Origin of the sequence: Lysobacter sp. Root916 (assembly GCF_001429785.1) — a bacterium.
In the GTDB taxonomy this organism is placed as follows: Bacteria; Pseudomonadota; Gammaproteobacteria; order Xanthomonadales; family Xanthomonadaceae; genus Lysobacter.
Genome location: NZ_LMJF01000001.1, coordinates 325,623 through 350,501, shown reverse-complemented (window position 1 = coordinate 350,501; position 24,879 = coordinate 325,623). Strand labels below are relative to the sequence as shown.

Below are 24,879 nucleotides of genomic sequence, written 5' to 3'. Positions count from 1 at the left end.
CGCGGCTCAGTTCGCATCCAGCGAATAGCCCAGTCCGCGGTGGGTGCGGATCGGATCGGACTCGCCGTCGATCTCGCGCAGCTTGCCGCGCAGGGTCTTGATATGGGTGTCGACGGTGCGGTCGCCGCTGTCCAGGGCGTCGCCCCAGACCCGGTCCATCAGCTGCGCGCGCGACAGCACCGCGCCCGGCCGTTGCAGCAGCGCGGCCAGCAGGCCGTACTCGTAGCGGGTCAGGTCCAGCGGCTGGCCGCGGTAGCGTATGCGCTTGCCTTCCGGATCGTGGCGGAACGCGCCCTCGGCCGCGGCCGGCGCCTCGGCCTGGGCGCGCCCGCGCCGCAGCACCACGCGCACGCGCGCGACCAGCTCGCGCGGGGAGAACGGCTTGGTCACGTAGTCGTCGGCGCCGATCTCCAGGCCGAGGATGCGATCGGCCTCGGCATCGTGCGCGGTCAGGAAGATCACCGGCAGGTCGCGCTCGCGGCGCAGCTCGCGGCACAGGGCGAAGCCGCCGATGTCGGGCAGACCGACGTCCAGCACCGCCAGGTCGTAGGCCTGACGCTGGGCTTCGCGCAGGGCCTCGCCGCCGGTCAGGCAGTGCTCGGCCTCGAAGCCCTCGGCGCGCAGCGCGTAGAGCACGGTGGCGGCGATCGCGGGTTCGTCGTCGACCAGCAGGATGCGAGGCATTGGTAAGGCCGGGAATCGGGAATGGGGAATAGGGAATCGTTAAGGGCGAAGCATAATGGCTTCGCTCCCCTGCCGCCGGTTCTGTATGGTGCGAGGCGCCGCTCCCTGGCGGACCCCGGCTGTAACGCCCCCCGATTCCCAATTCCCCATTCCCCATTCCCGGCTCTGAATGAACTACCGCCACGCCTTCCATGCCGGCAACCATGCCGACGTGCTCAAACACGTCGCCCTGCTGGTGCTGTGCGACGCTCTCGCGGTCAAGCCCGCGCCGCTGTTCGCGCTGGACACCCATGCCGGGCGCGGGCTCTACCCGCTGGACGGCAATTCGGCGCTGCGCACCGGCGAGGCCGAGGGCGGCATCGCCCGCCTGCTGGCCGAGGCGCCCAAGCATCCGGCGATCGCGCGCTATCTGGGCGCGGTCAAGGCCTGCCGCGCCGAGCACGGCAGCGCCGCCTACCCCGGCTCGCCCTGGCTGCTCGCGCACGCGCTGCGCGCCGACGACCGCATCGCCGCCTGCGAGCTGCAACCCGAGGAAGCCGCCCAGCTCGAACACAACTTCGCCCGCGACCCGCGCATGGCCGTGCACCAGCGCGACGGCTACGCCGCGATGAAGGCCCTGCTGCCGCCCAAGATCGGCGCCACCCGCTACAACCGCGGTCTGGTCCTGATCGATCCGCCTTACGAGGCGCAGCTGGAGGAGTTCGACACCGCCATCGGCGCCCTGCGCGAGGGTCTGGGCCGCTGGCCACAGGCCTGCTACGCGTTGTGGTATCCGATCAAGCTGCGGCGCTCGCTGCAGCCGTTCTATCGTCGCGCCGCCGCGCTGCCGGCCAAGTCGGTGTTGGCCGCCGAGCTGCTGGTGCGCGCCGACGATTCGCCGCTGCGCATGAACGGCAGCGGTCTGCTGCTGGTCAATCCGCCCTATCAGTCGGACCAGACCCTGGCGGCGGTGCTGCCCCTGCTGAGCAAGGCCCTGGGCGAGACCCCGGCGGCGAGCTCGCAACTGCAGTGGCTGGCGCGCAGCGACGCCTGACCGTCTGGCGGCCCGCTAGCGCGCGGGCCGCTGCATCTCGACCAGGTCGTAGCCGGGCGCGAAGCCGTCGGCCACCTCGCGCGTGGCGACGAAACCGTGGCGAGCGAAGAATGCGCGACTGAATTGAGTGGTCTCGATCACGATGCGCTCGAACGCCGGCTCGGCAGCGATGCGACGCAGACGCTCTCGCAACAGATGCTCGCCGTAGCCACGCCGGTGCAGGTCGCGCCTCACCATCCCCCAGCACAGGCCGGCGACCTCGGGCGCGTCGTCCAGGGCCGCGTAGCCGCCGCATGCGACGAGGCCCTCGCCCGGCGCCTCGATCACGAAGTAATCGTCGATCTCGTCCAGGGTCTGGATGAAATCGGCGCGTTCGAGTTCGGCGAAGTAATCGGGCACGTTGCTGGTGAACAGCGCCAGGCAGGCCGCGCGATCGGCCGGCAGGTACCGTCGCAATCGCATCAATAGCAATCCCAGTGGTAGGCGACACGGCCGAACTCGCCGCGCTTGAGATCGTCGGAGTCGATGAAGAAGTTGGCGATGCCCGAGTCGCCCCACATCATGACCTCGTCGCTGTCGAGCTGCAGCAACAGCACCTGGCGGTCGCCGGCCTCGCGCGGGTCGCTCTGGGTGAAGTCCGGGTGGCCGCCGAACTTGTGGCCGCTGCGCGACAAGCGCTCGAACAGGGCGTCGGTCAGCGCATCGCTGTCCTGCTCGGGATGCGCCCGCACGTAGGCCTCGACGCGCTCGTCCAGCGACTCGCCCATCGCCGCGGGCCAGCCGCTGTCGTTGCTGCCCAGGCTTTCGCGCTCGGCGATGAAGCGCATCCGTCGAGGTTGGTCCGGTTCGAACGGCAGGCGCTGCTCGCCGCCGGGCCGAGCCGGCGGCGCCACCGCCGGTGCGCTCGCGTCGGGCCAATGCACCACGCGAAATCCCCGCGCCTGCCTCAACGCGTCCATGCCGTCGTGCTTGGGGTCGTCGAAGTTGGCGCCGTAATAGTCGCCGCTGTCGGAAATGAAAAACTGCAACAGGCCCTGTTGCGGCGCGCCGTCCAGACGCGCCTCGGCCAGGTCGACCTGGGCCAGCAGCACCAGCGGCCGGCCACCGGGATCGCGCGGATAGTCGCGGCCCGCGGCCCAGTAGGCGCGGCCGCCGACCTTGCTGGCCTTGAGTTGGTCCTGCGCCATCGGCGTCAGCGCGATATGCCGCACCGGGCGCTCGCTCGCGACCAGGCGCGGGCGCAGCGAGGCCAGTAGCTCCTCGGCCGCACGCTCGCTAAGCGCCTGCGCGGCGGGGTCCGCTTTCTTGGGCGGGGCCGCGCTCACCGCGTCATGCATCCGCCCCCGCAACTCCGCGGTGTAGGCGTAGGCGGCGTACGCCACCACCCCGCCGACCGCCGCCACCAAGCCCGTCGACAACAACACCGCATGCAGCGTTTTCATGCCCGCGTCCCTTCCCTGCCCGATCGCGGCGATTATCGCCCAGCGCCGGCCATGAAAAACGCCACGGGATTTGTGCCCCGTGGCGTCTTTATTCGCGGCCGTCGCGGCGTCAGAGGCCGGCTTTGGTATCCGGCTCGAAGAAGCTCCAGCGCACTTCCGGGAAGGCCTGCTTCATCGCCCGCTCGACCACGTTGATCTGCTCGGTCAGGGCCGGCACGCTGTGCTCTTCGCGCATGCGCGCCTGCACCGACACCATCACCTCGTTGCCCAGCTGCAGGGTGATCACGCTGATGACCTGGGCGATCTCGGGACGGCCGTTGAGGAAGTCGCGGATCTGCTGCTGACGCGCCGGATCGACGCTCTGGCCGATCAGCATCGCCTTGACCTCGATCGCCACGAACACCGCGACCACGATCAGCAGGGCGCCGATGGCGATGGTGCCGATGGCGTCCCAGATCGGGTTGCCGGTGATCACCGCGGTCATCACCGCGGCCAGCGCGAACACCAGGCCCAGCAGCGCGGCCAGGTCCTCGCCGAAGATCACCACCAGTTCGGCCTGGCGGCTCTCGCGGAACCACTGCCACAGGCTGCGGCTGCCGCGCGCCTTGTTGACCTCGACCAGGCAGGCGCGCATCGACACCGCCTCGGCGGCGATGCCGAAGGTGAGCACGCCGGCCGCCCACCACCACTGCTTCAGCGGCTCGGGGTGCTGCAGCTTATGGATGCCCTCGTAGAGCGAGAACATGCCGCCGACGGTGAACAGCATCACCGCGACCAGGAAGGACCAGAAATAGATCGCCTTGCCGTAGCCCAGCGGGTAATCCGGCGACGGCGGGCGCTTGGCCTGGCGCAGGCCCAGCAGCAACAGCAGCTGGTTGCCGCAGTCGGCCAGCGAGTGCACGGTCTCGGCCAGCATGGCGCTGGAACCGGTGAAGAACGCGGCCACGCCCTTGGCCACCGCGATCGCGAAATTGGCGCCTAGCGCGAACAGAATCGCGCGGGTCGAATCACCACCACCTGCCATGGTCGTCCTGCTCGTGAGGTTCGGAAGCGGCGGAGTCTAGCATCCGCGCCTGCGCGCCCCAGAGGCGCGCGTGGCGGTTGCGGCCGGCCGGTCAATCGGCCAGTTCGCGCTGCAGCTTCTTGCTCAGGCGGGCCCGGATCAGCTCGTAGCTGCGGCGCAGCAAAGCCTGCAGCTCGGCCGCCGGCAGGCGCTGCGGCTGCAGCACGTTGACCCAATGCGCGCGGGCCAGGAACGGCGCCGGGCGGAAGCCGGGGCGCTCGGTCAGCCCCAGGAAACGCTCGTCCTCGACCCGGAAACTGAGCCCACCCGGCTCCGGTCCCTGCAGCCGGCAGGCACAGAACATCCGCCCGCCGACGCTGAAGACCGTCACCTCCTTCCACTTCAGGTCTTCGACCACCCCGGGCCAGGCGCCGACCCAGGCGCGCAAGGTTTTTTCGTCCATGTGATCCCGAAATGAAGCCGCAACGGCTTCCAGTGTGCCAATATCCGGACATGGCCGCGCGCGAAAGACTCCCGCCTTGGCACGAGCGTCAGCGTCTCCCCAACGGACGCGAGTTGCTCATCCGTCCGATCCGACCGGAGGACGCCGAGCCGCTGCGCGCGGGCTTCGGCTTATTGCAACCCGATGAGGTTCGTCAGCGTTTTCTTTACGCGCTGAAGGAGCTCACCCCGGAGATGGCCGAGCGCTTCACCCGGATCAATCCCAAGACCGAATTCGCCCTGGTCGCGGCCGAACCGCTGCCACCCGGCGAAGCCCTGGTCGGCGCGGTGGCGCGGGTGGCCATCGACGACAACGGCAAGGACGCGGAATTCGCCATCCTGGTCAGCCATTTCATCGCCAACATGGGACTGGGCCGCTATCTGATGACGCGGCTGGTGAAGTGGGCGCGCGGCAAGAAGGTCGAGCGCATCTACGGCGACGTGTTCGAGCACAACCACGCGATGATCGCGCTGGCGCAGTCGCTGGGCTTCGAGCGCGAATTCCAGCAGGACGCGCCCGGCCTGATCCGGGTCTCGCTGGACCTGCGCAAGCCCAGCCCGGAGTGACACCCGCGGCGCCCGTCGCGCCGCCCCCGCCCCTGCTTCCCCGCCTCACCGACCGGTGGCTGTCCGCGCCTGCGCGCTCATCGCGTTGGCTAGCGTGCAAGGGACTGGCGGCAGGCCGTGCCGCGCATCCACGGACGGACCGGGCTGGACGCGGATATGAGCATCGACGAAGCACGCCTCAACGAATTCCTGGGCCGCGCGGTCGGCGACCTGGGCGCGGCCATCAGCGCCAGCCTGGTCCTGATCGGCGATCAGCTCGGTTATTACCGGGCGCTGGCCCAAGACGCCCTGAGCCCGGCCGAACTAGCCGCGCGCACCGGCACCCATGAGCGCTACGCGCGCGAATGGCTGGGCAATCAAGCCGCTGGCGGTTACGTGCAGTACGACGCGGCGAGCGGGCGCTACCGGCTCAGCGAGGAGCAGGCGCTGTGTCTGGCCGACCCGGGCGGGCCGGTCGATCTGCCCGGTGCCTACTCCATCGTCGAGGCCGCGTTCCATGCGCTGGAACGCACCAAGGACAACTTCCGCAGCGGCGCCGGCATGGAATGGGGCGAGCACCACCCCTGCCTGTTCCACGGCACCGAACGCTTCTTCCGCGCCGGCTACAACGCGCACCTGCTGGGCGAATGGCTGCCCGCGCTGGACGGGGTGCTCGACAAGCTGCGCCGGGGCGGCAAGGTCGCCGACGTCGGCTGCGGCCACGGCGCCAGCACCACCCTGATGGCCAAGGCGTTTCCGAACACCAGCTTCATCGGCTACGACTACCACCCCGCCTCGATCGAGACCGCGCGCCGTCGCGCCCAGGAGGCCGGCATCGATAACGCCTATTTCGAGGTCGCCGACGCCACCAGCTACAGCGGCCGCAATTTCGATCTGATCGCTTTCTTCGACTGCCTGCACGACATGGGCGATCCGGTCGGCGCCGCGCGTCACGCGCGCGATGCGCTCAAGCCCGACGGGCACTGCCTGCTGGTGGAACCCTTCGCCGGCGACCGCGTCGAGGACAACCTCAATCCGGTCGGGCGGGTCTACTACGGCGCGTCCTCGCAGATCTGCGTGCCGGTGTCGCTGGCGCGGCACGGCCCGGCGCTGGGCGCGCAAGCCGGACAGGCGCGCCTGCAACAGGTGATGAGCGAGGGCGGTTTCAGCCAGTTCCGGCGCGCCACCCAGACGCCCTTCAACCTGGTGCTGGAAGCGCGGCCCTAGCGCGCGCAAAAAAAATCCCGGCACGTCGCCGCGCCGGGATCGGGTGTCGCGGGCGATGGACGCGATCAGACGATGGTCAGGGTCACATCGATGTTGCCGCGGGTCGCGTTGGAGTACGGGCAGACCTGGTGCGCCTTCTGCACCAGCGCCTCGGCCTGCTCGCGCGGCAGGCCCGGCAGCGAGATCTTGAGCTCGGCCTGGATGCCGAAGCCGGCCGGGATCGGGCCGATGCCGACCGCGCCTTCGATCGAGGTGTCGGCGGGCAGGGCGATCTTTTCCTTGCCGGCGACGAACTTCAGCGCGCCGATGAAGCAAGCCGAATAGCCGGCCGCGAACAGCTGCTCCGGATTGGTGCCGTCGCCGCCGGCACCGCCGAGTTCGCGCGGGGTGGTCAGCTTGACGTCGAGCACGTTGTCGGAAGACACGGCGCGGCCGTCGCGGCCACCGGTGGCGGTGGCATGGGCGGTGTAGAGGACTTGGTCGAGGGACATGATCGGACTCCTAGGTGGTGGGGGGCGTTGGGTGGACGAAACCGTCGCCGGTTTCGAAGGTGTTCGGGTGTTGCGTACGGCGGGATTCGATCGGCGACGTGCGCGCAGGCGCCCGCGCCGCTAGCCGGTTCAAAGGTGCTGCATGAGATTGCCGCGCAGCGATTCCAGCTGCGCCTTCATCGATCCGAGCTGCTCGGGCGCGCAACCGGCCGCGCCGAAGATGCCCATCGGCACCGCGCGTGCCGGTTCCTGCAGCGCGCGCCCGGCCTCGGTCAGCGCGATCACGACCTGACGCTCGTCTTCGCGCGCGCGGGTGCGGTTGATCAGGCCGGCGGCCTGCAGGCGCTTGAGCAGCGGGGTCAGGGTGGCCGAATCCAGATACAGGCGCTCGCCGATCTCCGAGACGGTCAGCTGATCGCGTTCCCACAGCACCATCATTGCCAGGTACTGCGGATAGGTCAGGCCCAGGCCCGCCAGCAGCTTGCGGTAAACCTTGTTCAAGGCCAGCGAGGTCGAATACAGGGCGAAGCAGAGCTGGTCGTCCAGCTTCAACGAGGCGGCCTGCGGGGGCTGTGCGTTCGGGGCGGCGGGCTGCGTGTTCATGGGGCGTAATTTACATAGCGCGCTATTTAATAGCAAGCTATTTTATGAACGTGCGATAAATTTCCACCTCCCGGCTTCCTGTGGGAGCGGCGTAAGCCGCGATTGCGCCCCCCAAAGCAGCGCCGCCGCTCGGTTCTCGCGATCGCGGCTTACGCCGCTCCCACAGAGAGCCGCTCCCACAGAGAGCCACTCCCACAGAGAGCCGGTTTTAGACAGAACCGCTCCTACAGCGAGCCACGCCACTAGAGAGCCCTCCCATAGGGGCCCTCCAAAAGACAGCCCTCCCGCATAGAGCCGTCCTAAGAAAAGCCGCCCCCCGGAAGGCGCTCCCGCAGAAGGCCCTCAGCCCCAGCCTCGCCCCGGAACGAATCGGCACGACAGCGCCTGCGCTCGCCCGTCTCACGCTCTGCGACGCCGGCCGCGTACAAGGAAGTCCCCCGAATACGCACGGTCCGCTCACCGCCCTCGCGTACACTCGGCGCCCATTGCGCTGGCGGCGAAGGCTGCCGGCGCTGCACTCGTTTTGGCCTGCCGCCGCGACGAGCGCCCTCGCCTTCCGTCCTCATCGATCCAGCGTCCGCCGAACCCGATGCCCAAGTTCCCGTTCCCCGCTCCGCCGCTGCCCAAGGCCGGCCAACAACGCGCCTGGTGGCGCGCGCCGGTGTCGCCCTCGGCGCTGGCCTTCCACCTGGCCGCCGCGGCGGCCGCGCATGCCGGCCCGCTGCTGGCCATCGCGCGCGACAACCACGCCGCGCATCAGTTGGAATCCGACCTGCGCACCCTGCTGGGCGGCGACGACGAACTGCCGGTGCTGCCGTTCCCGGACTGGGAAACCCTGCCCTACGACCAGTTCAGTCCGCACCCGGACATCGTCTCGCAGCGCCTGGCCGCGCTGCACCGCCTGCCCAACCTGCAACGCGGGATCGTGGTGGTACCGGTGCAGACCCTGCTGCAACGCCTGGCGCCGCTGAAGCATGTGGTCGGCGGCAGTTTCGACGTGCGCGTCGGTCAACGCCTGGACATGGACGCGGAGAAGCGCCGCCTGGAATCGGCCGGCTACCGCAACGTGCCGCAGGTGCTGGACCCGGGCGACTTCGCGGTGCGCGGCGGCCTGCTCGACGTCTATCCGATGGGCGCGGACACGCCGTTCCGGGTCGAGCTGCTGGACGACGAGATCGAGACCATCCGCGCCTTCGATCCGGAGTCGCAGCGTTCGCTGGACAAGTTCGACGCGGTGCGCCTGCTGCCCGGCCGCGAAGTGCCGCTGGACGAGGCCTCGCTCAAGCGCGCGCTGGACGCGCTGCGCGACCGCTTCGATCTGGATACGCGCCGCAGCGGCCTGTACCAGGACTTGAAGGCCGGCATCGCGCCCTCGGGCATCGAGTACTACCTGCCGCTGTTCTTCAACGAAACCGCCACCTTGTTCGACTACCTCGGCGCGAGCGCGCTGCCGGTGCTGGGCGAAGGCGTGCTGGAAGCGGCCGAACAGTTCTGGATCAACACCGGCGAGCGCTACGAACAGCGCCGCCACGATCTGGAACGGCCGCTGCTGCCGCCCGACACGCTGTATCTGTCGCCGGACGCGCTGCGCGAACGCCTCAACCAAGGCGAGCGCGTCGAGGTCTGCGGCGAAGGCCATCCGCAGCGCGAGCGCGCGCTCGCGCTGGGCGACCAGCCGGCGCCGGCGCTGCCGTTGGCGGCCAAGGACGCCGCGCCCGCACAGGCGCTGAAGTCGTTCCTGGGCAGCTATCGCGGCCGCGTGCTGATCGCCGCCGACAGCGCCGGCCGCCGCGAAGCCTTGCTGGAACTGCTGCAGGCCGCCGAGCTGCGCCCGCAGGTGCTGAGCGACTGGAGCGCGTTCGCCGCCGGCGATGCGCGCTTCGCGATCGCGGTGGCGCCGCTGGACGACGGCTTCGCCCTGACCGATCCGACGCTGGCCGCGCTGACCGAACGCCAGCTGTTCCCCGAACGCGCCTCGCAGCCGCGCCGGCGCAAGCGCGTCGGGCGCGAACCCGAAGCCATCATCCGCGACCTGGGCGAGTTGTCCGAGGGCGCGCCGATCGTGCACGAGGACCACGGCGTCGGCCGTTACCGCGGCCTGATCGTGCTGGAAGCCGGCGGTCAGCCCGGCGAATACCTCGAGATCGAATACGCCAAGGGCGATCGTCTGTACGTGCCGGTCGCGCAGTTGCACCTGATCAGCCGTTACTCGGGCGCCTCGGTCGAAACCGCGCCGCTGCATTCGCTGGGCGGCGAGCAATGGAGCAAGGCCAAGAAGAAGGCCGCCGAAAAGGTCCGCGACGTCGCCGCCGAACTGCTGGAGATCCAGGCCAAACGCCAGGCCCGCGCCGGCCTGGCGCTGGATCTGGACCGGGTGATGTACGAGCCGTTCGCGGCCGCGTTCCCGTTCGAGGAAACCCCGGACCAGCACGCCGCGATCGAGGCGGTGATCCGCGACCTGGGCAGCAGCCAACCCATGGACCGCGTGGTCTGCGGCGACGTCGGCTTCGGCAAGACCGAGGTCGCGGTGCGCGCGGCCTTCGTCGCCGCCGCGGCCGGCAAGCAGGTCGCGGTGCTGGTGCCGACCACGCTGTTGGCCGAACAGCACTACCGCAACTTCCGCGACCGCTTCGCCGACTGGCCGCTGCGGGTGGAAGTGCTGTCGCGCTTCAAGACCGCCAAGGAGATCAAGTCCGAACTGGAGAAACTGGCCGAGGGCAAGATCGACGTGATCGTCGGCACCCACCGCCTGCTGCAGCCGGACGTGCGCTTCCCCGACCTGGGCCTGGTGATCGTGGACGAGGAGCAACGTTTCGGCGTGCGCCAGAAGGAAGCGCTGAAGGCGCTGCGCGCGAACGTGCACCTGCTGACCCTGACCGCCACGCCGATTCCGCGCACGCTCAACATGGCCATGGCCGGCCTGCGCGACCTGAGCATCATCGCCACCCCGCCCGCGCACCGATTGGCGGTGCAGACCTTCGTGGTGCCCTGGGACGACGCCCAGCTGCGCGAGGCCTTCCAGCGCGAGCTCGCGCGCGGCGGCCAGGTCTACTTCCTGCACAACGACGTCGAAAGCATCGGCCGCATGCAGCGCCAGCTGCAGGAGCTGGTGCCGGAGGCGCGCATCGGCATCGCCCACGGCCAGATGGCCGAGCGCGAGCTGGAACGGGTGATGCTGGATTTCCACAAGCAGCGCTTCAACGTACTGCTGGCCTCGACCATCATCGAGTCCGGCATCGACATCCCCAACGCCAACACCATCATCATGAACCGCGCCGACAAGTTCGGCCTGGCCCAGCTGCACCAGCTGCGCGGCCGCGTCGGCCGCTCGCATCACCGCGCCTATGCGTATCTGGTGGTGCCGGACAAGCGCTCGATCACCGCCGATGCGCGCAAGCGCCTGGACGCGATCGCGGCGATGGACGAACTGGGCGCCGGCTTCACCCTGGCCACTCACGACCTGGAGATCCGCGGCGCCGGCGAGCTGCTGGGCGAGGACCAGAGCGGGCAGATGGCGGAAGTCGGCTTCAGCCTCTACACCGAACTGCTGGAACGCGCGGTGCGTTCGATCCGCCAGGGCAAGCTGCCCGACGTGGACGCGACCGAAGCGCGCGGCGCCGAGGTCGAGCTGCACATCCCGGCGCTGATTCCGGACGACTACCTGCCCGACGTGCACACCCGCCTGACCCTGTACAAGCGCGTCAGCGGCGCGCGCGACGTCGACCAGTTGCGCGAGCTGCAAGTGGAGATGATCGACCGCTTCGGCCTGCTACCGGACGCGGCCAAGCATCTGTTCGCGGTCGCCGAGCTCAAGCTGGCCGCGACCGAGCTGGGCATCCGCAAACTCGACCTGGGCGAGAAGGGCGGCCGGGTCCAGTTCGTCGAAAAGCCGAACGTGGATCCGATGGCGGTGATCCGCCTGATCCAGACCCAGTCCAAGCTCTACCAGATGGACGGCGCCGACAAACTCAAGATCAAGCTGGACCTGCCCGACGCGCCCGCACGCCTGGCCGCGGCCAAGGGTTTGCTGACGGTGCTGCGACAGGCGGCCTGAGCGTAGGGCGCGGCGAGCCAAGGCGAACCGCACCATCGCCCACGCACCGCACTCAACGCCTGTGCGGTGACCACCACACCCTACGCCCCTCGTAGGGTGTGGTGAGCCAAAGGCGAACCGCACCATCGCCATGCACCGCACTCAACGCCGGTGCGGTTACCACCACACCCCACGCCCCCCCGTAGGGTGTGGTGAGCCAAAGGCGAACCGCACCATCGCCATGCACCGCACTCAACGCCGGTGCGATTGCCACCGCACCCCACGCCCCCCGTAGGCTGCGGTGAGCCAAAGGCGAACCCCACCATCGCCCCACCGCGCGCCACGACACTCGCAACGCAAGCGCGGCCCCTAGCCACCGCCATTCCGGCGTACGATGCGATGCCCTTCCGCACTCGCCACGCACCGCCGATGAAAGAGCTGCTGTCCACCCGCACCACGCTCACCCTGGCCGCCGCCGAAGGCATCGCCCAGGCCGCGCAAACACAGGCGCGCGCGGGCGGGCATGCGGTGAGCATCGCGATCGTCGACGACGCCGGCCGCCTGCTGCTGTTCCGGCGCATGGACGGCACCCCCAACGCCAGCGTCGAGGTCGCGATCCGCAAGGCCGAGCACGCGGTCAACTACCGCCGCGACACCGTGTTCCACCAGGAACTGCTGGCCCAGGGCCACACCGTCGTACTCGGCCTGCCGCAGGCGTTGCCGCTGGAAGGCGGCGTGCGCCTGCAACACCAGGGCCAGATCCTGGGCGCGATCGGCGTATCCGGCGCGCCCTCGGCCCAGGACGGCGAGATCGCGCGCGCCGGCGCGCAACGCTTGGACGCTTGAGGACCCCGCGCATGCCTTTCTCGAAAGCGATGTCGATGCTGCTGGCGCTATGCGTGTTGGCCGGCTGCGCAAGCGCGCCGCCGCGCACCGCCACCGCGCTGGAATTCGTGCTGGTGCGCCACGCCGAGAAGGCCGCCGACGATCCGCGCGATCCCAACCTCAGCCCGGACGGCCAGGCGCGCGCGCAGCGCCTGGCCGACAGCCTGAGCGGCAAGGACGTGTTCGCCGTCTACGCCACCGACTACAAACGCACCCGCAACACCGCCGCGCCGACCGCCAGCGCGCATGCGATGGCGGTGACCGTCTACGACGCCAAGCAGCCGGCCGCCGAGTTCGCCGCGCAACTGCGCGCCCGGCATCCGCTGGGCACGGTGCTGGTGGTCGGCCACAGCAACACCGTGCCGGAGATCGCCGCGGCGTTGTGCGGCTGCACGGTCGCGCCGATGGCGGAGAACGAGTTCGACCGCCGCATCGCGATCGTATTCGACGCCCAGGGCCGCGCCAGCCTGAGCGAGACTCGCTACTGATGGCGCAGGCCGCGCTGCCGGCCTGGGACGGCGACGTCGCGGCCGCGCGCGCCCTGCAGGAAACCCTGGCGCGCGAGCTGGTGCTGGAAGACGACTTCCCCACGCCCTTGCGACGCATCGCCGGTTTCGACGTCGGCTTCGAGGACGAAGGCGCGATCACGCGCGCGGCGGTCGTGTTGCTGGACGCCGACAGCCTGCAGCCGCTGCGGCAGGAAGTCGCACGCATTCCGACCCGCATGCCCTATGTGCCCGGCCTACTGAGCTTTCGCGAATTGCCGGCCTTGCTGGCCGCGCTGGAGGCCTTGGGCGAGGCGCCGGACCTGGCCTTCGTCGACGGCCACGGCATCGCCCACCCGCGCGGGCTGGGCATCGCCGCGCACTTCGGCGTCGCCACCGGCCTGCCCAGCATCGGCGTGGCCAAGAAGGTGCTGGTCGGCCGCCACGACGAGCCCGGACCGCAGCGCGGCGACTGCGCGCCACTGCTGTATCGCGGCCGCACCATCGGCCAGGTCCTGCGCAGCAAGCCGCGCTGCCGGCCGCTGATCGTCTCGCCCGGCCATCGGGTGTCGATGGCCAGCGCGCTGGCCCTGACCCTGCACTGCCTGCGCGGCTATCGCCTGCCCGAACCGACGCGTCTGGCCGACCGTCTGGCCTCGCGCCGCGACCGCGGCTGAAGGACAGGGCGCGACGCAGCGACGGCGCCGAACCGGACACCGGCTGGGCGCAGCCGCGCCACGCCTCGGCGCTGCGGCCCGCGTCTCATGGGCGCGCGCGCACGCGCTCGCCTAAGCTCGGTACCTGACGCTCAACGGGACAAGGAGTCCCCACGATGCAAGGCGTGCTGTTCGTGACCGCATTGCTGGCCTACGCCGGCACCTACACCCTCGGCGTCCATTTCGCGCGCGGCCTGCTCGGCGCCGGGCCCGAGGCCTTCCTGCCGCGCTTGATCGGACTGACCGCGCTGGCCTTGGCGACCCTGGCCTTCGTGTTCTGGGCCCAGGTCACCTTCGTCGATTCGCAGTTGGCGGCGATGCCCGAGCCGATCGCGCACGCCCGCTACGCGCAACGCGTGCTGGCCCTGTCGGTCGCACCGGCGCCGGTGATCGCGCTGGGCGCATTGATCCTGGGCTGGCGCTCCAAGCGCGCCCACCGCGCGCAGGCACGGCAGCTGCGCGAGCATCCCGCCGCCGCGCGGTGAACGCCGCGTCGCGGCGCGCGCGCCGGCGTCGGTTACGATCCGGGGCTCCCGCATCGAGGCCGTCGCCATGAGCCGTCTGTTCGCCGCCCTGCTGTCGCTGACCGCCCTGTCCGCCTGCGCCAGCGGCCCTGGCACTGGCCCCTCCGATGGCGGCGAGCGCAGCGCCACCCTCAAGCCGGGCGAGCGCATCGCCCTGGCCGATCGCTCGCAGCTGCGCTATATCGGCGTGAGCAACGACTCGCGCTGCCCGCCGAACGTGCAATGCATCCGCGCCGGCGACGCCGACGTGAACTTCGAATTCGCGCCCGCGTCGGGCGCCGCGCAGGCGCTGAACTTCAACACCGAGCGCGCGACCGTGCTGACCGCCGGCGCCTGGACCATCGAGCTGACCTCGCTGGCGCCAGGCGAAGCGCCGGCGGCCACGCTCAAGATCGCCACCACGCCCTGAGTCCGCGCGGGCGGCGCGGCGCCCAAGTCCCGGCGCCGCAACACGCCGTTGCGCGCAAGGCGCGCTCGCGCAGCGGGCGCCGTGACAAGCTAGCGACCTCGAATTCGCGCAGCCAGAGAGCCACGCCATGACCACGATCGTCGCCCCCCGCGTCCACGACCTCGGCGGTTTCCAGGTCCGCCGCGCCGTGCCTTCGATCCAGGCCCGTTCGGTCGGACCGTTCGTGTTCGTCGATCACATGGGCCCGGCCGTGTTCGAACCCGGTCACGGCATCGACGTGCGTCCGCATCCGCACATCGGCCTGGCCACGGTCACCTTCCTGTGGTCGGGCAGCATCGGCCACCGCGACACCCTGGGCAGCGTGCAGGACATCAATCCCGGCGACGTGAACTGGATGACCGCCGGCCGCGGCATCGCCCACTCCGAACGCACCCCGCAGGCGCTGCGCGCGGGCGAGCATCCGCTGCACGGCATGCAGACCTGGGTGGCGCTGCCGCGTTCGTTCGAGGAGACCGCGCCGGCCTTCCACCACCATGGCGCGGCGACGCTGCCGCAGCTGCGCCGCGACGGCGCCTGGCTGCGCGTGGTCGCCGGCCGCGGCTACGGCGAGGAGTCGCCGGTCAAGGTGTTCAGCGACACCCTGTACGTCGCCATCGACCTGGACCCCGACGCCGAGCTGGCGATCGAGGATAGCCACGCCGAACGCGCGCTCTACCTGCTCGAAGGCGAGGCCCAGCTGGATGGCGCCGATATCCCCGAAAAGCACCTAGTGGTGCTGGACCCGGGCACGCGCCCGCTGCTGCGCGCCAAGACCCCGCTCAAGGCCATGCTGCTGGGCGGCGAGCCCTTGGACGGCCCGCGCCACCTGTGGTGGAACTTCGTGTCCAGCTCGCGCGAGCGCATCGAGCAGGCCAAGCAGGACTGGCTGGAGGGCCGTTTCGGCCAGGTCCCGGGCGACGACGAGTTCATCCCCCTACCCGAGCGCTGAGTCCGGCCGGCCGACTTGGCCCCCTGCAGGCGCGGCGGAGGCGCACACCCGCCTATTCAGCTGCAGCCGAAACCACAGGATTTGTCAATCCCCCAGAACTGCCTTATGTTCTGACGCAGGTCACGTTTTATCGTCCAGACCTCAAGGGGGAACCAGTCGTGAAAATGCCGGCATGCCGCATGTCGATCCTGCCCGTGCTCGTCGGGCTCCTGTACGCAGGAAGCGCACAGGCTCAACAACAGGATGGATGCCCGCAGTTGCCGCCTTCTTCGCAACTGGTCTGGGAGCACAAGGCCAACGCCGGTTCGGATTTCTGCCGCGCTCTGCGCGAGGACGGCAGCGAAGCGTTCGGCATGTACATTTCCAATAAGTCGCCGTTCGTGCCCAAGCGCGGCGATCGCCGCGAAACCAGCGACATCGACGGCAAACCGGTGTTCTGGTACCGCGGCGAACTCGCCGGCAAGCCCGACGTGCAGGTGCGCGAAACCCTGCTCGATCTCGGCGACGGCCGGGTCGCCCATATCTGGCTGCAGGCCGCATCGCCCGACAAGCTCGGCGAGGTGCTGGGCCTGACCCAGGGGCTGCGATTTCCTTCGGCCCGACTGAGCAGCAAGTGATCCGATGACGGCGATGGCGGTCTCGATCCGCCCTCGCCGTCCTCGCTCCGTTCCCCTTTGCTCGCGAGCGCGCGCGGCGTACCGTGTGCGCAGGCGCGTGCGCGCCGGTGCGTGACACGACCATCCCGAAGCTCCCGATCCGTCATTCCAGGAGGAAGATCATGATCAAACGACTCGGCGCCGAATTCATCGGTACGTTCTGGCTGGTACTCGGCGGTTGCGGCAGCGCGGTGCTCGCGGCCAACTTCGGCGGGGTCGGCAATCCGCTCGGCATCGGCTTCCTGGGCGTGGCCCTGGCCTTCGGCCTGACCGTGCTGACCGGCGCCTACGCGCTGGGGCATATCTCCGGCGGCCACTTCAATCCGGCGGTGAGCTTCGGGCTGTGGGCGGGCGGACGCTTCGCCGGCAAGGACCTGCTGCCCTACATCGTCGCCCAGGTGCTGGGCGGCCTGCTCGCCGGTTTCGTGCTGTGGCAGATCGCGGCCGGCAATCCCGAGTTCTCGGTCGATCCCAACGCCGCCGGCGCCTTCGCCAGCAACGGCTACGGCTCGCATTCGCCGGGCGGCTATTCGGTCGCGGCGGCGTTCCTGTGCGAAGTGGTGATGACCGCGATGTTCCTGATCGTGATCCTGGGCGCCACCCACAAGCGCGCGCCGGCCGGCTTCGCGCCGATCGCGATCGGCCTGGCCCTGACCCTGATCCACCTGATCAGCATCCCGGTCACCAACACCTCGGTGAATCCGGCGCGTTCGACCGGCGTGGGCCTGTTCGCGGGCTCGCAGGCGATCTCGCAGTTGTGGCTGTTCTGGCTGGCGCCGATCCTGGGCGGCCTGCTCGGCGGCGTGATCTACCGCTGGTTCGACAAGGACTGAGCCCACGCGCGCGGCGCACCGCCGCAACCCGTTTCGCGAGCCACGAGAGGCCGCGTCCCACGCCCCCGTCGAGCGTGGGGCGCGGCCTTTTCGTCATGGCGCCTCAGCGTGCCGCCTTCTGCTTCACCGCTTCCTCGGCCGCGTCCAGCGCGGCCTGCTGCAAGGTCGCGGCAAGCTTGCGGTTGCCGGCGCTCTCGGCGGCGTCGAGCATCTGATAGCTGGCCTGCAGCAGCTTGATGCCGCGCGGCGGAATCTTGACGATCTTGCCGCCGACGATGGCGAAGCCGCCCGCGCCCTGGCTAACGCCGGGCGATACGAAACTGGCGACGATGACGAACTTGTTGGGATCGATCCCGGGCATGACTGCACTCCTTCGCACGGATACGGCGCGACCGGGCGGCCGCGCCGGCGCGTGATGCCCATCGGCGGATTCGTCCGATGAAACGCGCCGTAGCTAGCTAACGCGGCTGGCCGCGCGCGCCGGCCAAGCGCGCGCGTCGATCAGCGCTCCCACCACGGTCGCGGCGTCTTGCGGCCCTGCATGCGCGCTTCGTACTCGCTCGCGATCGTGTCCAGCGTGGTCGCGGCGAAACGCGCCAGCAGTTGCTCGCGCGCTTCGTCCAGGGCACCGCGCAAGGCCGCGTTCACGCCCTGCTCGACCAGGCAGCGCGGATGGTCGTCGGACAGGCCCAGCGCGAACACCGGCGGTTCGCCGATCGCGCGATAAACGTCCAGCAGGCTGATCCGCTCCAGCGGCTGGGCCAGGGTCCAGCCGCCGCCGTGCCCCTTCACCGATCGCACGTAGCCGCCCTCGCGCAGCCCGGCCATGGTCCGGCGCACCACCACCGCGTTGGTGTTGAGGATGCCGGCGATCAGCTCGGAAGCGATCGGCGCCGGATGCTGGGCCATGTGGATCAGCACATGCAGCATGCGCGACAGGCGGTTGTCGTTTCTCATCCGGCGCGCTCGCGGGTGGTCGGTCCGGCCCAGCTTAACAGCCGCGGACATCATGTAACACATGAAGTTGCATCATGGCCGGCGCGGGTGTTAAAACGTAACTTCAATTGATACGTATTGACCGTCAGGCTCGCGACGCCTCCTGCGTCGACGGGCGCGGTCGCCCAGCTCAGGAGCAGGACCATGCAGTACGAAGTCATCGTCGTGGGCGGCAGCTATGCCGGTCTGGCCGCCGCGATGCCGCTGGCACGCGCGCGCCGACGCGTGCTGGTGATCGACGCCGGCCGCCCGCGCAACCGCTATGCCGCGCATTCGCACGGCTTCTTCGGCATGGACGGCTGGGCCCCGTCGGAGATGCTGGAGGAGGCCAGCCATCAGCTCGCGACCTATCCCAGCGTCGAATTGCTGCAGGGACACGCGCAACAGGCGCGCGCGCACGGCGAGGACTTCGTGCTCGGCCTGTCCGATGGACGCAGCGTGAGCGCGCGCCGATTGATCCTGGCCACCGGCGTCGCCGACGAACTGCCGGCGATCCCCGGCCTGCGCGAACGCTGGGGCCGCAGCGTGGTGCATTGCCCCTACTGCCACGGCTACGAGTTCGAACGCGCGCCGCTGGGTGTGCTCGCGACCCAGGCCACCTCGCTGCATCAGGCCCTGCTGGTGCCCGACTGGGGCCCGACCACCTACTTCAGCCAGGGCGCGTTCGAGCCCGATGCCGAACAGGCGCAGCGCCTGGCCGCGCGCGGCGTCGCGATCGAACGCAGCCGCGTGGTCGAGGTATTGGGACCGGACGACGGACTCAGCGGCGTGCGCCTGGAAGACGGCCGCGAACTGGCGCTGGCCGGCCTGTTCGTGGCGCCGAGCACGCGCCCGGTCGACACCCTGGCCGAGCAACTGGGCTGCGAGTACGAGGAAGGCCCGTGGGGGCCGCTGCTGCGCGTGGACGAGTTCAAGCGCACCACGGTGGCCGGCGTGTACGCGGCCGGCGACGCCGCCAGCGCGATGGCCAGCGTCAGCCTGGCGGTCGCGGCCGGCACCCTGGCCGGCGTCGGCGCGCATCAGTCCTTGCTCGGGTCCTGATCGGCGCCAAAAACGAACGGGGCCGCGCACTGCGCGGCCCCGTCGTGGGCGTCGGCTTCGATGCCCGGGTTTAGAACTTGCCTTCCTGGAAATCGACGAAGGCCTGCATCACTTCCTGCTTGGTGTTCATCACGAACGGGCCGTAGCGCGCGACCGGCTCGCGCAGCGGGCGCCCGCCGACCAGAATCAAGCGGCTGTCGCGGCCGAGGTCGCGCAACTTGAGGCGCTGGCCGCCGGACAGCACCGCCAACTCCTGCGCATCGACCGCGCGCGCGTCCTCACCGTCGCCGATCTCCACCCCGCCCTCGTACACGTAGACGAACACGTTGTGGCCTTCGGGCAGGTCGTACTCCCAGCTGGCGCCAGCCGCGAGGGCGACGTCGATATAGACCGGATCGGTCGCCGGCTGCGCGATCGGACCGCGCAGATCGCCGATCGCACCGGCGATCAGCTTCAGCTGCACGCCATCGGCCGGTTGCAGCGCGACGATGCGCTCGGGCGCGAACTCCTGGTACTTGGGCTCGGTCATCTTCTCGCGCGCCGGCAGGTTCACCCACAGCTGGAAACCGCGCATGCGGCCCTCCTGCTGCTCGGGCATCTCCGAATGCACCAGGCCGCGGCCGGCGGTCATCCACTGCACGCTGCCAGGCACCAGCACGCCCTCGTTGCCGTGGTTGTCCTTATGACGCATGCGCCCGTCGAGCATGTAGGTCACCGTCTCGAAGCCGCGATGCGGATGCTCCGGAAAACCGGCGATGTAGTCCTCGGCGCGATCGGTGCCGAACTCGTCCAGCAGCAGGAACGGATCCAGATCCGGCAACTCGGCCCCGCCGATCACCCGGGTCAGGCGCACACCGGCGCCATCCGAAGTCGGCTGACCACGCAGCTTGCGCCCGACGCGCGCATAGCGCGGGGCCAGGTCGTGGGTGGTGGTGGTGGACATGCTCCTCTCTCCTGTCTCGCTCGCCGTATTGGCGTTGGGGCATAGGATGGCACTGCAAAAACAGAACGAAGCACTTAAGCGCAGGAGTATCTATTACAAATTTGGAACAATCAGCCTGATGTAGCGAGATTGGCGCAGGCCCACACACCCGGCTATGACAGGGCAGCGGGGCACCAGCGTTCAAACCGCCATGGCCATAATCACCATTTGCAATTGTTATTCGCACTCACGTTTCACCAGTCACGCATCGCGCCTGCAGTCGCAGCGGTTGCGGTTGCGGTTGCCGTGGTCGTGGTCGTGGTCGTGGCCGTGGTCGTGGTCGTGGTCGTGGCATTGAAGTCCAAAAGCACCGCACTCACACGACCAACCGTAGACCCGAAGGGCGGCGCGCAGGACGCGCGCCGTTTTTCGAATGGACAGGGATGTCCATTCGAAAAATCCCGGTGCACGCACCGCGCTCGCAAGGGAGGGTTGGTCACGCTAACCCTTCTCTTTGGTTACTTTCTCTTGGGTTAGCAAGAGAAAGTGACCCGCATGCGCAGCAGGCGGAAGCCGTTGACCTTCGGTCTGAAAAGACGAAAGCGAAGCAAAAGCAAATCCTCCCCAACCCTCCTTTTGCAAAGGAGGGAGCTAAGAGCTAAGAGCTAAGAGCTAAGAGCTAGGAGCTAGGAGCTAGAGCGCGATCCGAAACTCAAAAGGAACCCAGCCGACGCAGTAGCCGGAGCTCACGGTCGCGGCTCGCGCCGCTCCTACCCAAGGCCTCAGCTCAACCGCGAACGACCTGTCACCCACCGAATCGAAAGACAGCGCCGCCCCTCAAGCGCGGCAGCGAAACCACACGTCCCTACGCCTTGCGCGTATACACATACACCGTCGCCGGCGGCACATTGCGCAACACAAACTCGCCGCGCCGCACCTGCAGCCCCAACTCGCGCATCACCGCATCGGCCACCGGCGCCGCCGGCCCGTAGGTGAACTGCACGAAGGTGCCGTCGGCCCGCAGACACTCGAACGCCGCCGCCAACAGACTGCGCTGCAACTGCGGCGGCATCGTCAGCAGCCCCAGCCCGGACACGATCGCATCCGCCGGGCCCTGGTCCAGATAGCCGTTCGCGTGCGCTAGCTCCGGCAGCGATCGCGCGTCGCCCAGCAATACCTGCACCTGCGGAAAGCGCAGATGCAGATGCGCGTGCAACTCCTCGTTGAGCTCCAGCACCAGCAGATCGCGGTCGGCGATGCCGGCCGCGAGCAGCGCGCGCGTGATCGCGCCGGTGCCGCCGCCCAGCTCGATCACCCGGCGCGCGTCGTCGGGCAGCTCGGCGATCATCGCCGCGGCCAGCTCGGGGCTGGAGGGCGCGACCGCGGCGGTGCGCAGCGGGTTCTTCAACCACTGGCGGAAGAAGGTCCAGGTACCGGGCTTGCGCGTTTTCAAGGCTTCGTCCTTCACAGCGGCTGCAGCCGCCAGCAGCGATGGATACGCGCGTCGCGGGCGAAGTCGGGCGGGATGGTCTCGGCGCTGATCTCGCGGCAGTCGGCGAACTCGGCGATCGCCTCCTGGTCGAGGCGGAAGCGACGGAAGTTGTTGGAGAAATACAGCACGCCGTTGTCGGCCAGGCGCGCGACCGCGGCGCGCAGCAGGCGGACGTGCTCGCGCTGGAGATCGAAGTCGTCGGCGCGCGCGGAATTGGAGAAGGTCGGCGGGTCGCAGAAGATCAGGTCGTAGCGGCCGCGGTCGGCCTCCAGCCAGGCCACCGCGTCGGCCTGGACCAGGCGATGGTCGGCGCCGCCGATGCCGTTCTCGCGCAGGTTGTCGGCGCACCATTGCAGGTAGGTCGCCGACAGGTCGACGGTGGTGGTCTGCACCGCGCCGCCGACCGCCGCGTGCACGCTCGCCGCGCCGGTGTAGCCGAACAGGTTGAGGAAGCGCCGGCCGCGTGCCTCCTCGGCGATGCGCAGGCGCATCGGCCGGTGATCGAGGAACAGGCCGGTGTCGAGGTAGTCGTGCAGGTTCACGCGCAGCTTGGCCGCGCCCTCGCGCACCACCAGGACTTCGCCGCGCTGGTCGAAGCGGCCGTACTTGCTGCCGCCCTTGCCGCGCGCGCGGGTCTTGAGGGCGATGCGCTCGCGCGGCACCGCGAAAGCCTCGCGCGCGGCCGCCATCAGTTCGTTGAGGCGGCGGCGCTGGTCGGCTTCGGGGATGGTCGCGGGCGCGGCGTATTCCTGTACGTGCAGGTGCAGCTGCGGTTCGGGCTCGTCGCTGGCGTAGACGTCGATCGCGGCCGCGTACTCGGGCAGGTCGGCGTCGTAGGCGCGGTAGCAGCTGACCCCTTCGCGCTCGCGCCAGCGCTTGAGCTTGTGCAGGTTTTTGCGCAGGCGGTTGGCGACCATCTGCGCGCCTTCGGACAAGACCGGCGGCGGTGCGTCCGGCGCGCTGTCCGCGCGCGCACGCGGCGCGATCGGGTCGCATACGATCAGGGTGCATTCGATCGCGCCGTTGAACAGCTGGTACTTCTTGCTGGCGCGCAGGCCGGTGGCCTGGGCCAGCTCGGCGTCGCCGCACAGCAGGCTGGCGCGCCACTGCGGCGCCAGGCGCTTGAGGGTATTGCCCAGCGCGCGATACAGCGCGGGATCGGCGGCCAGACGCGCGTCGTAGGGCGGATTGCAAACCGCCAGGCCGGTCGCGGCGACAGGCTCGCCCTCGGCCGATTCGATGGCCATCGGCGCGGGCAGCTCCTGCAGTTGCTCGACCGCAGCGACCTGCCAGCGGATCACCCCGGCCAGGCCGGCCATGACTTCGTTGTCGCGCGCGGCGCGGATCGCATGCGGGTCGAGGTCGCTGCCCTGGAACACCGGCCGCAGCGCGGCACGGCCGGCGTCTTCGCGCACGCGCGCCTGCTCGCACAGTTCCTGCCAGGCGGCGCGGTCGAAACCGCGCCAGCGCGTGGGTGCAAAACCATCGTGACGCAGCAGGCCCGGCGCGACGTCGGCGGCCATCAGCGCGCCTTCGATCAGCAAGGTGCCGCTGCCGCACATCGGGTCGATCAGGGCGCCGCCCTCGGCGTACACGCGCGGCCAACCGCCGCGCATCAGCACCGCGGCGGCGAGGTTTTCCTTCAAGGGCGCTTCGCCCTGCTTGAGGCGCCAGCCGCGGCGGTGCAGCGAGCCGCCGCCCAGATCGATCGAGACGATCGCGCGGTTCTTGCGGATCACCAAGTTGAGGCGCAGGTCGGGCGCGTCCACGTCCACGTCGGGGCGCGCGCCGGTGCGCGCGCGCATCACGTCCACCACCGCGTCCTTGACCCGTTGAGCGGCGTAGCGCGCGTGGGTGATCGCGGTGCCGGAAACGTGCGCGTCGACGGCCAGCGTGTTGGTCGCGTCCAGATGCTGCGGCCAATCGATCGCGGCCACGCCGGCGTACAGCGCGTGCTCGTCGGGGCAGTCGAACTCGGCGATCGGCCACAGCACGCGGCTGGCCAGGCGCGACCACAGCACCGCGCGCTGGGCGTCGCGCAGTTCGCCTTCGGCGTTGGCGCCGGCCAGGGCGGCGGTCGCGCGCGCGCAGCCCAGCGCGACCAGCTCGTCGGCCAACAGATATTCCAGACCCTTGCCGCAACTGACGTAAAACTTCACGAAGACTTCCTGGTGTGCATGGCGAACAGCGGAGTGAGCATCAACGAGCACGGAGTATCCGCATCGACGGTCAAGGGCGCGTGTGGCGGCGGCGCGGCCGTCACAGGCGTTGCAGCAATTGCGCGAAAGCGTCGGCGCTGGTGTCGACGTGCGCGGCCAGGCGATGGCTGTCGTCGACCAGCAGCAGGCGCGCGCGCCGCGACCAGGCCCATTCCACCACTTCCTGCGCGGGGATCAGTTCGTCGTCCCAGCCGTGCACGATCGTGGTCGGCACGCGCGCGGCTTCCAGGCGCGGCGCCTGCCCCATCCGCACCGGCGGCGCCATCAGGAACAGGCCGGCCACCGGCACCTGCAGCGAGACCAGGCCGGAGATGTAGGCGCCGAGGCTGGAGCCGGCCAGCACCAGCGGGCCGCGCTGGGCGGCGGCCTGGGCCAGCGCGAGCAGGCGCTGCAACCGCTGCGGCACGTCGCCGAGTTCGCTGATCTCGCGGCGCGCGTCCAGGTCGGTGTAGTCCGGGCGCTCGTGGCTCCAGCCCAGGCGCTGCGCGGCCTCGGCCAGGGCGGTGACCTTGGTCGCGTCGGGGCCGCTCTCGAAGCCATGGGAAAGGATGCAGTGTCCGCGCGTGCTCATGCGTGTCGGGGTGGCGTATCGGTGAGGGGCCGGGACGGTGGCGGTCGCACGGCGCTGCGGAGTTCAGTCGGCAAGCACGATCAACGCGTCGCCGCGCCGGATGTGTCCGCCTTCGAGGATGCGCGCGCACAGGCCGCCGTGGCCGCGCATCGCGTTGTAGCCGCCGGGGCCGAGCGCGTCTTCCATGCGCGAGCAGGGGTCGCAGTCCTCGGTGCCTTCCAGCAGCGCTTCGCCGAGGCGGAAGCGGCGGCCCTTGAGCGCCACCAGCGGCAGCCCGGATACCACCACGTTACGGCGCAGCAGGGCCGGCTCGACCGCGTCGCGGCCGGACAAGGCGGCGATCGCCGGCAGGTGCTCGGCCTGGATCAGGGTCACCCCGCGCTTGCCGCTGCCGCCGGCATAACGGTCGCCGACCAGGCCCAGGCCGGCTTGGGCCAGCACGGCTTCGACCGGCTCCATCGGCACATCGCGCTTGGGACGCAAACCGATCCACTCCACCCGGCCGGGGCGCGGCAGGTGGGCCATCAGACGTCCTAGGGCGGAGTCGGCGGGCGGCAGGGACATGGCGGGCTCCGGTGC

At 69.9% G+C, this 24,879-nt stretch carries 27 protein-coding genes; 13 read left to right on the top strand and 14 right to left on the bottom strand.

Annotated features, from left to right (window positions below; genetic code table 11):
- Positions 1-6: 6 nt before the first annotated feature.
- Positions 7-684 carry a two-component system response regulator CreB gene (creB, locus tag ASE35_RS01760; protein WP_056173221.1) on the bottom strand — a complete coding sequence of 226 codons (678 nt, stop codon included), beginning with the start codon at positions 682-684 and terminating at the stop codon, positions 7-9.
- Positions 685-853: 169 nt separating this feature from the next.
- Between creB and rlmJ the strand changes: the two genes are divergently transcribed.
- Complete coding sequence (gene rlmJ, locus ASE35_RS01755; RefSeq protein ID WP_057162779.1) at positions 854-1,717, top strand: 23S rRNA (adenine(2030)-N(6))-methyltransferase RlmJ; 864 nt, start codon at positions 854-856, stop codon at positions 1,715-1,717.
- Positions 1,718-1,732: 15 nt separating this feature from the next.
- Here rlmJ and ASE35_RS01750 read toward each other — a convergent pair whose 3' ends face one another.
- The 4 genes from ASE35_RS01750 to ASE35_RS01735 form a co-directional block, all read right to left on the bottom strand.
- The gene (locus ASE35_RS01750) at positions 1,733-2,179 is read right to left on the bottom strand and encodes a GNAT family N-acetyltransferase (protein WP_056173216.1); all 447 of its coding nucleotides are present in this window, start codon (positions 2,177-2,179) and stop codon (positions 1,733-1,735) included.
- The gene (locus ASE35_RS01745; RefSeq protein WP_057162777.1) at positions 2,179-3,159 is read right to left on the bottom strand and encodes a DUF1963 domain-containing protein; all 981 of its coding nucleotides are present in this window, start codon (positions 3,157-3,159) and stop codon (positions 2,179-2,181) included. The genes ASE35_RS01750 and ASE35_RS01745 overlap by 1 nt, the downstream gene beginning before the upstream one ends.
- A 109-nt stretch (positions 3,160-3,268) precedes the next feature.
- Positions 3,269-4,183 (bottom strand): cation diffusion facilitator family transporter, encoded by a 915-nt coding sequence (locus tag ASE35_RS01740; RefSeq protein ID WP_057162775.1) that lies wholly within the window; start codon positions 4,181-4,183, stop codon positions 3,269-3,271.
- A 91-nt stretch (positions 4,184-4,274) separates the two neighbouring features.
- On the bottom strand, positions 4,275-4,625 hold the full coding sequence (locus ASE35_RS01735; protein ID WP_057162773.1) for an MmcQ/YjbR family DNA-binding protein: 351 nt from the start codon (positions 4,623-4,625) through the stop codon (positions 4,275-4,277).
- Positions 4,626-4,675: 50 nt separating this feature from the next.
- On the opposite strand from ASE35_RS01735, the gene ASE35_RS01730 reads away from it, so the two are divergent.
- Complete coding sequence (locus tag ASE35_RS01730) at positions 4,676-5,230, top strand: GNAT family N-acetyltransferase (RefSeq protein ID WP_056173204.1); 555 nt, start codon at positions 4,676-4,678, stop codon at positions 5,228-5,230.
- 156 nt (positions 5,231-5,386) lie between these two features.
- On the top strand, positions 5,387-6,436 hold the full coding sequence (locus ASE35_RS01725) for a class I SAM-dependent methyltransferase (protein WP_056173199.1): 1,050 nt from the start codon (positions 5,387-5,389) through the stop codon (positions 6,434-6,436).
- A gap of 65 nt (positions 6,437-6,501) precedes the next feature.
- Here the strand turns inward: ASE35_RS01725 and ASE35_RS01720 are convergent, their stop codons facing one another.
- Both ASE35_RS01720 and ASE35_RS01715 read right to left on the bottom strand, forming a co-directional pair.
- A complete protein-coding gene (locus ASE35_RS01720; RefSeq protein ID WP_056173195.1) occupies positions 6,502-6,927 on the bottom strand; it encodes an organic hydroperoxide resistance protein in 426 nt (141 codons plus the stop codon).
- Between the two features lie 129 nt (positions 6,928-7,056).
- Positions 7,057-7,530: a MarR family transcriptional regulator gene (locus ASE35_RS01715; RefSeq protein WP_056173191.1), complete on the bottom strand. Its 474-nt coding sequence runs from the start codon at positions 7,528-7,530 to the stop codon at positions 7,057-7,059.
- 589 nt (positions 7,531-8,119) lie between these two features.
- On the opposite strand from ASE35_RS01715, the gene mfd reads away from it, so the two are divergent.
- The 9 genes from mfd to aqpZ all read left to right on the top strand — a co-directional run bounded on the left by mfd (position 8,120) and on the right by aqpZ (position 17,059).
- Positions 8,120-11,584, top strand: coding sequence for a transcription-repair coupling factor (gene mfd, locus ASE35_RS01710; RefSeq protein ID WP_057162771.1), 3,465 nt, complete (start codon positions 8,120-8,122; stop codon positions 11,582-11,584).
- Positions 11,585-11,992: 408 nt separating this feature from the next.
- A complete protein-coding gene (locus ASE35_RS01705; RefSeq protein WP_056173183.1) occupies positions 11,993-12,409 on the top strand; it encodes a heme-binding protein in 417 nt (138 codons plus the stop codon).
- 11 nt (positions 12,410-12,420) lie between these two features.
- Positions 12,421-12,936, top strand: coding sequence for a phosphoglycerate mutase family protein (locus ASE35_RS01700; protein WP_056173180.1), 516 nt, complete (start codon positions 12,421-12,423; stop codon positions 12,934-12,936).
- Positions 12,936-13,610, top strand: coding sequence for a deoxyribonuclease V (gene nfi, locus ASE35_RS01695; protein ID WP_057162769.1), 675 nt, complete (start codon positions 12,936-12,938; stop codon positions 13,608-13,610). Before ASE35_RS01700 ends, nfi begins: the two co-directional genes overlap by 1 nt.
- 155 nt (positions 13,611-13,765) lie before the next feature.
- Complete coding sequence (locus ASE35_RS01690; protein WP_057162767.1) at positions 13,766-14,134, top strand: hypothetical protein; 369 nt, start codon at positions 13,766-13,768, stop codon at positions 14,132-14,134.
- 67 nt (positions 14,135-14,201) lie between these two features.
- On the top strand, positions 14,202-14,582 hold the full coding sequence (locus ASE35_RS01685) for a hypothetical protein (protein ID WP_057162766.1): 381 nt from the start codon (positions 14,202-14,204) through the stop codon (positions 14,580-14,582).
- Between the two features lie 127 nt (positions 14,583-14,709).
- Positions 14,710-15,570, top strand: a complete 861-nt coding sequence (locus tag ASE35_RS01680) for a pirin family protein (RefSeq protein WP_057162764.1) — start codon at positions 14,710-14,712, stop codon at positions 15,568-15,570.
- Between the two features lie 257 nt (positions 15,571-15,827).
- Positions 15,828-16,187 carry a hypothetical protein gene (locus ASE35_RS01675; RefSeq protein WP_057162763.1) on the top strand — a complete coding sequence of 120 codons (360 nt, stop codon included), beginning with the start codon at positions 15,828-15,830 and terminating at the stop codon, positions 16,185-16,187.
- 161 nt (positions 16,188-16,348) lie between these two features.
- Positions 16,349-17,059 carry an aquaporin Z gene (gene aqpZ, locus ASE35_RS01670; RefSeq protein WP_056173160.1) on the top strand — a complete coding sequence of 237 codons (711 nt, stop codon included), beginning with the start codon at positions 16,349-16,351 and terminating at the stop codon, positions 17,057-17,059.
- A 103-nt stretch (positions 17,060-17,162) separates the two neighbouring features.
- On the opposite strand, the gene ASE35_RS01665 is transcribed toward aqpZ, so the two are convergent.
- Together ASE35_RS01665 and ASE35_RS01660 are read right to left on the bottom strand one after the other, a co-directional pair.
- A complete protein-coding gene (locus ASE35_RS01665) occupies positions 17,163-17,420 on the bottom strand; it encodes a hypothetical protein (RefSeq protein ID WP_057161340.1) in 258 nt (85 codons plus the stop codon).
- Between the two features lie 140 nt (positions 17,421-17,560).
- Positions 17,561-18,016 carry an Rrf2 family transcriptional regulator gene (locus ASE35_RS01660; RefSeq protein WP_056173153.1) on the bottom strand — a complete coding sequence of 152 codons (456 nt, stop codon included), beginning with the start codon at positions 18,014-18,016 and terminating at the stop codon, positions 17,561-17,563.
- Between the two features lie 183 nt (positions 18,017-18,199).
- Between ASE35_RS01660 and ASE35_RS01655 the strand changes: the two genes are divergently transcribed.
- Positions 18,200-19,096: an NAD(P)/FAD-dependent oxidoreductase gene (locus tag ASE35_RS01655; protein ID WP_057161342.1), complete on the top strand. Its 897-nt coding sequence runs from the start codon at positions 18,200-18,202 to the stop codon at positions 19,094-19,096.
- Positions 19,097-19,166: 70 nt separating this feature from the next.
- Here the strand turns inward: ASE35_RS01655 and ASE35_RS01650 are convergent, their stop codons facing one another.
- From ASE35_RS01650 to ASE35_RS01630, 5 genes are all read right to left on the bottom strand, one after another.
- Positions 19,167-20,039 (bottom strand): pirin family protein, encoded by an 873-nt coding sequence (locus ASE35_RS01650; RefSeq protein ID WP_057161343.1) that lies wholly within the window; start codon positions 20,037-20,039, stop codon positions 19,167-19,169.
- A gap of 844 nt (positions 20,040-20,883) precedes the next feature.
- Entirely contained in the window at positions 20,884-21,471 is a 588-nt protein-coding gene (locus ASE35_RS01645; RefSeq protein WP_200943925.1) for a methyltransferase domain-containing protein, read from the bottom strand.
- 11 nt (positions 21,472-21,482) lie between these two features.
- Entirely contained in the window at positions 21,483-23,669 is a 2,187-nt protein-coding gene (gene rlmKL, locus ASE35_RS01640; protein ID WP_057162762.1) for a bifunctional 23S rRNA (guanine(2069)-N(7))-methyltransferase RlmK/23S rRNA (guanine(2445)-N(2))-methyltransferase RlmL, read from the bottom strand.
- A gap of 100 nt (positions 23,670-23,769) precedes the next feature.
- Complete coding sequence (locus ASE35_RS01635; RefSeq protein WP_057162758.1) at positions 23,770-24,300, bottom strand: alpha/beta family hydrolase; 531 nt, start codon at positions 24,298-24,300, stop codon at positions 23,770-23,772.
- Between the two features lie 63 nt (positions 24,301-24,363).
- Positions 24,364-24,864, bottom strand: coding sequence for an MOSC domain-containing protein (locus ASE35_RS01630; protein WP_057161346.1), 501 nt, complete (start codon positions 24,862-24,864; stop codon positions 24,364-24,366).
- Positions 24,865-24,879 lie beyond the last annotated feature (15 nt).

Coding starts and splice junctions, on each gene's coding strand:
- ASE35_RS01740 (WP_057162775.1), bottom strand. CDS start 4,183: ATGGCAGGTGGTGGTGATTCGACCCGCGCGATTCTGTTCGCGCTAGGC.
- ASE35_RS01680 (WP_057162764.1), top strand. CDS start 14,710: ATGACCACGATCGTCGCCCCCCGCGTCCACGACCTCGGCGGTTTCCAG.
- ASE35_RS01630 (WP_057161346.1), bottom strand. CDS start 24,864: ATGTCCCTGCCGCCCGCCGACTCCGCCCTAGGACGTCTGATGGCCCAC.
- ASE35_RS01660 (WP_056173153.1), bottom strand. CDS start 18,016: ATGAGAAACGACAACCGCCTGTCGCGCATGCTGCATGTGCTGATCCAC.
- mfd (WP_057162771.1), top strand. CDS start 8,120: ATGCCCAAGTTCCCGTTCCCCGCTCCGCCGCTGCCCAAGGCCGGCCAA.
- ASE35_RS01635 (WP_057162758.1), bottom strand. CDS start 24,300: ATGAGCACGCGCGGACACTGCATCCTTTCCCATGGCTTCGAGAGCGGC.
- ASE35_RS01745 (WP_057162777.1), bottom strand. CDS start 3,159: ATGAAAACGCTGCATGCGGTGTTGTTGTCGACGGGCTTGGTGGCGGCG.
- ASE35_RS01715 (WP_056173191.1), bottom strand. CDS start 7,530: ATGAACACGCAGCCCGCCGCCCCGAACGCACAGCCCCCGCAGGCCGCC.
- rlmJ (WP_057162779.1), top strand. CDS start 854: ATGAACTACCGCCACGCCTTCCATGCCGGCAACCATGCCGACGTGCTC.
- aqpZ (WP_056173160.1), top strand. CDS start 16,349: ATGATCAAACGACTCGGCGCCGAATTCATCGGTACGTTCTGGCTGGTA.
- ASE35_RS01730 (WP_056173204.1), top strand. CDS start 4,676: ATGGCCGCGCGCGAAAGACTCCCGCCTTGGCACGAGCGTCAGCGTCTC.
- ASE35_RS01705 (WP_056173183.1), top strand. CDS start 11,993: ATGAAAGAGCTGCTGTCCACCCGCACCACGCTCACCCTGGCCGCCGCC.
- creB (WP_056173221.1), bottom strand. CDS start 684: ATGCCTCGCATCCTGCTGGTCGACGACGAACCCGCGATCGCCGCCACC.
- ASE35_RS01655 (WP_057161342.1), top strand. CDS start 18,200: ATGCAGTACGAAGTCATCGTCGTGGGCGGCAGCTATGCCGGTCTGGCC.
- ASE35_RS01690 (WP_057162767.1), top strand. CDS start 13,766: ATGCAAGGCGTGCTGTTCGTGACCGCATTGCTGGCCTACGCCGGCACC.
- ASE35_RS01725 (WP_056173199.1), top strand. CDS start 5,387: ATGAGCATCGACGAAGCACGCCTCAACGAATTCCTGGGCCGCGCGGTC.
- nfi (WP_057162769.1), top strand. CDS start 12,936: ATGGCGCAGGCCGCGCTGCCGGCCTGGGACGGCGACGTCGCGGCCGCG.
- ASE35_RS01750 (WP_056173216.1), bottom strand. CDS start 2,179: ATGCGATTGCGACGGTACCTGCCGGCCGATCGCGCGGCCTGCCTGGCG.
- ASE35_RS01650 (WP_057161343.1), bottom strand. CDS start 20,039: ATGTCCACCACCACCACCCACGACCTGGCCCCGCGCTATGCGCGCGTC.
- ASE35_RS01720 (WP_056173195.1), bottom strand. CDS start 6,927: ATGTCCCTCGACCAAGTCCTCTACACCGCCCATGCCACCGCCACCGGT.
- ASE35_RS01665 (WP_057161340.1), bottom strand. CDS start 17,420: ATGCCCGGGATCGATCCCAACAAGTTCGTCATCGTCGCCAGTTTCGTA.
- ASE35_RS01700 (WP_056173180.1), top strand. CDS start 12,421: ATGCCTTTCTCGAAAGCGATGTCGATGCTGCTGGCGCTATGCGTGTTG.
- ASE35_RS01685 (WP_057162766.1), top strand. CDS start 14,202: ATGAGCCGTCTGTTCGCCGCCCTGCTGTCGCTGACCGCCCTGTCCGCC.
- ASE35_RS01735 (WP_057162773.1), bottom strand. CDS start 4,625: ATGGACGAAAAAACCTTGCGCGCCTGGGTCGGCGCCTGGCCCGGGGTG.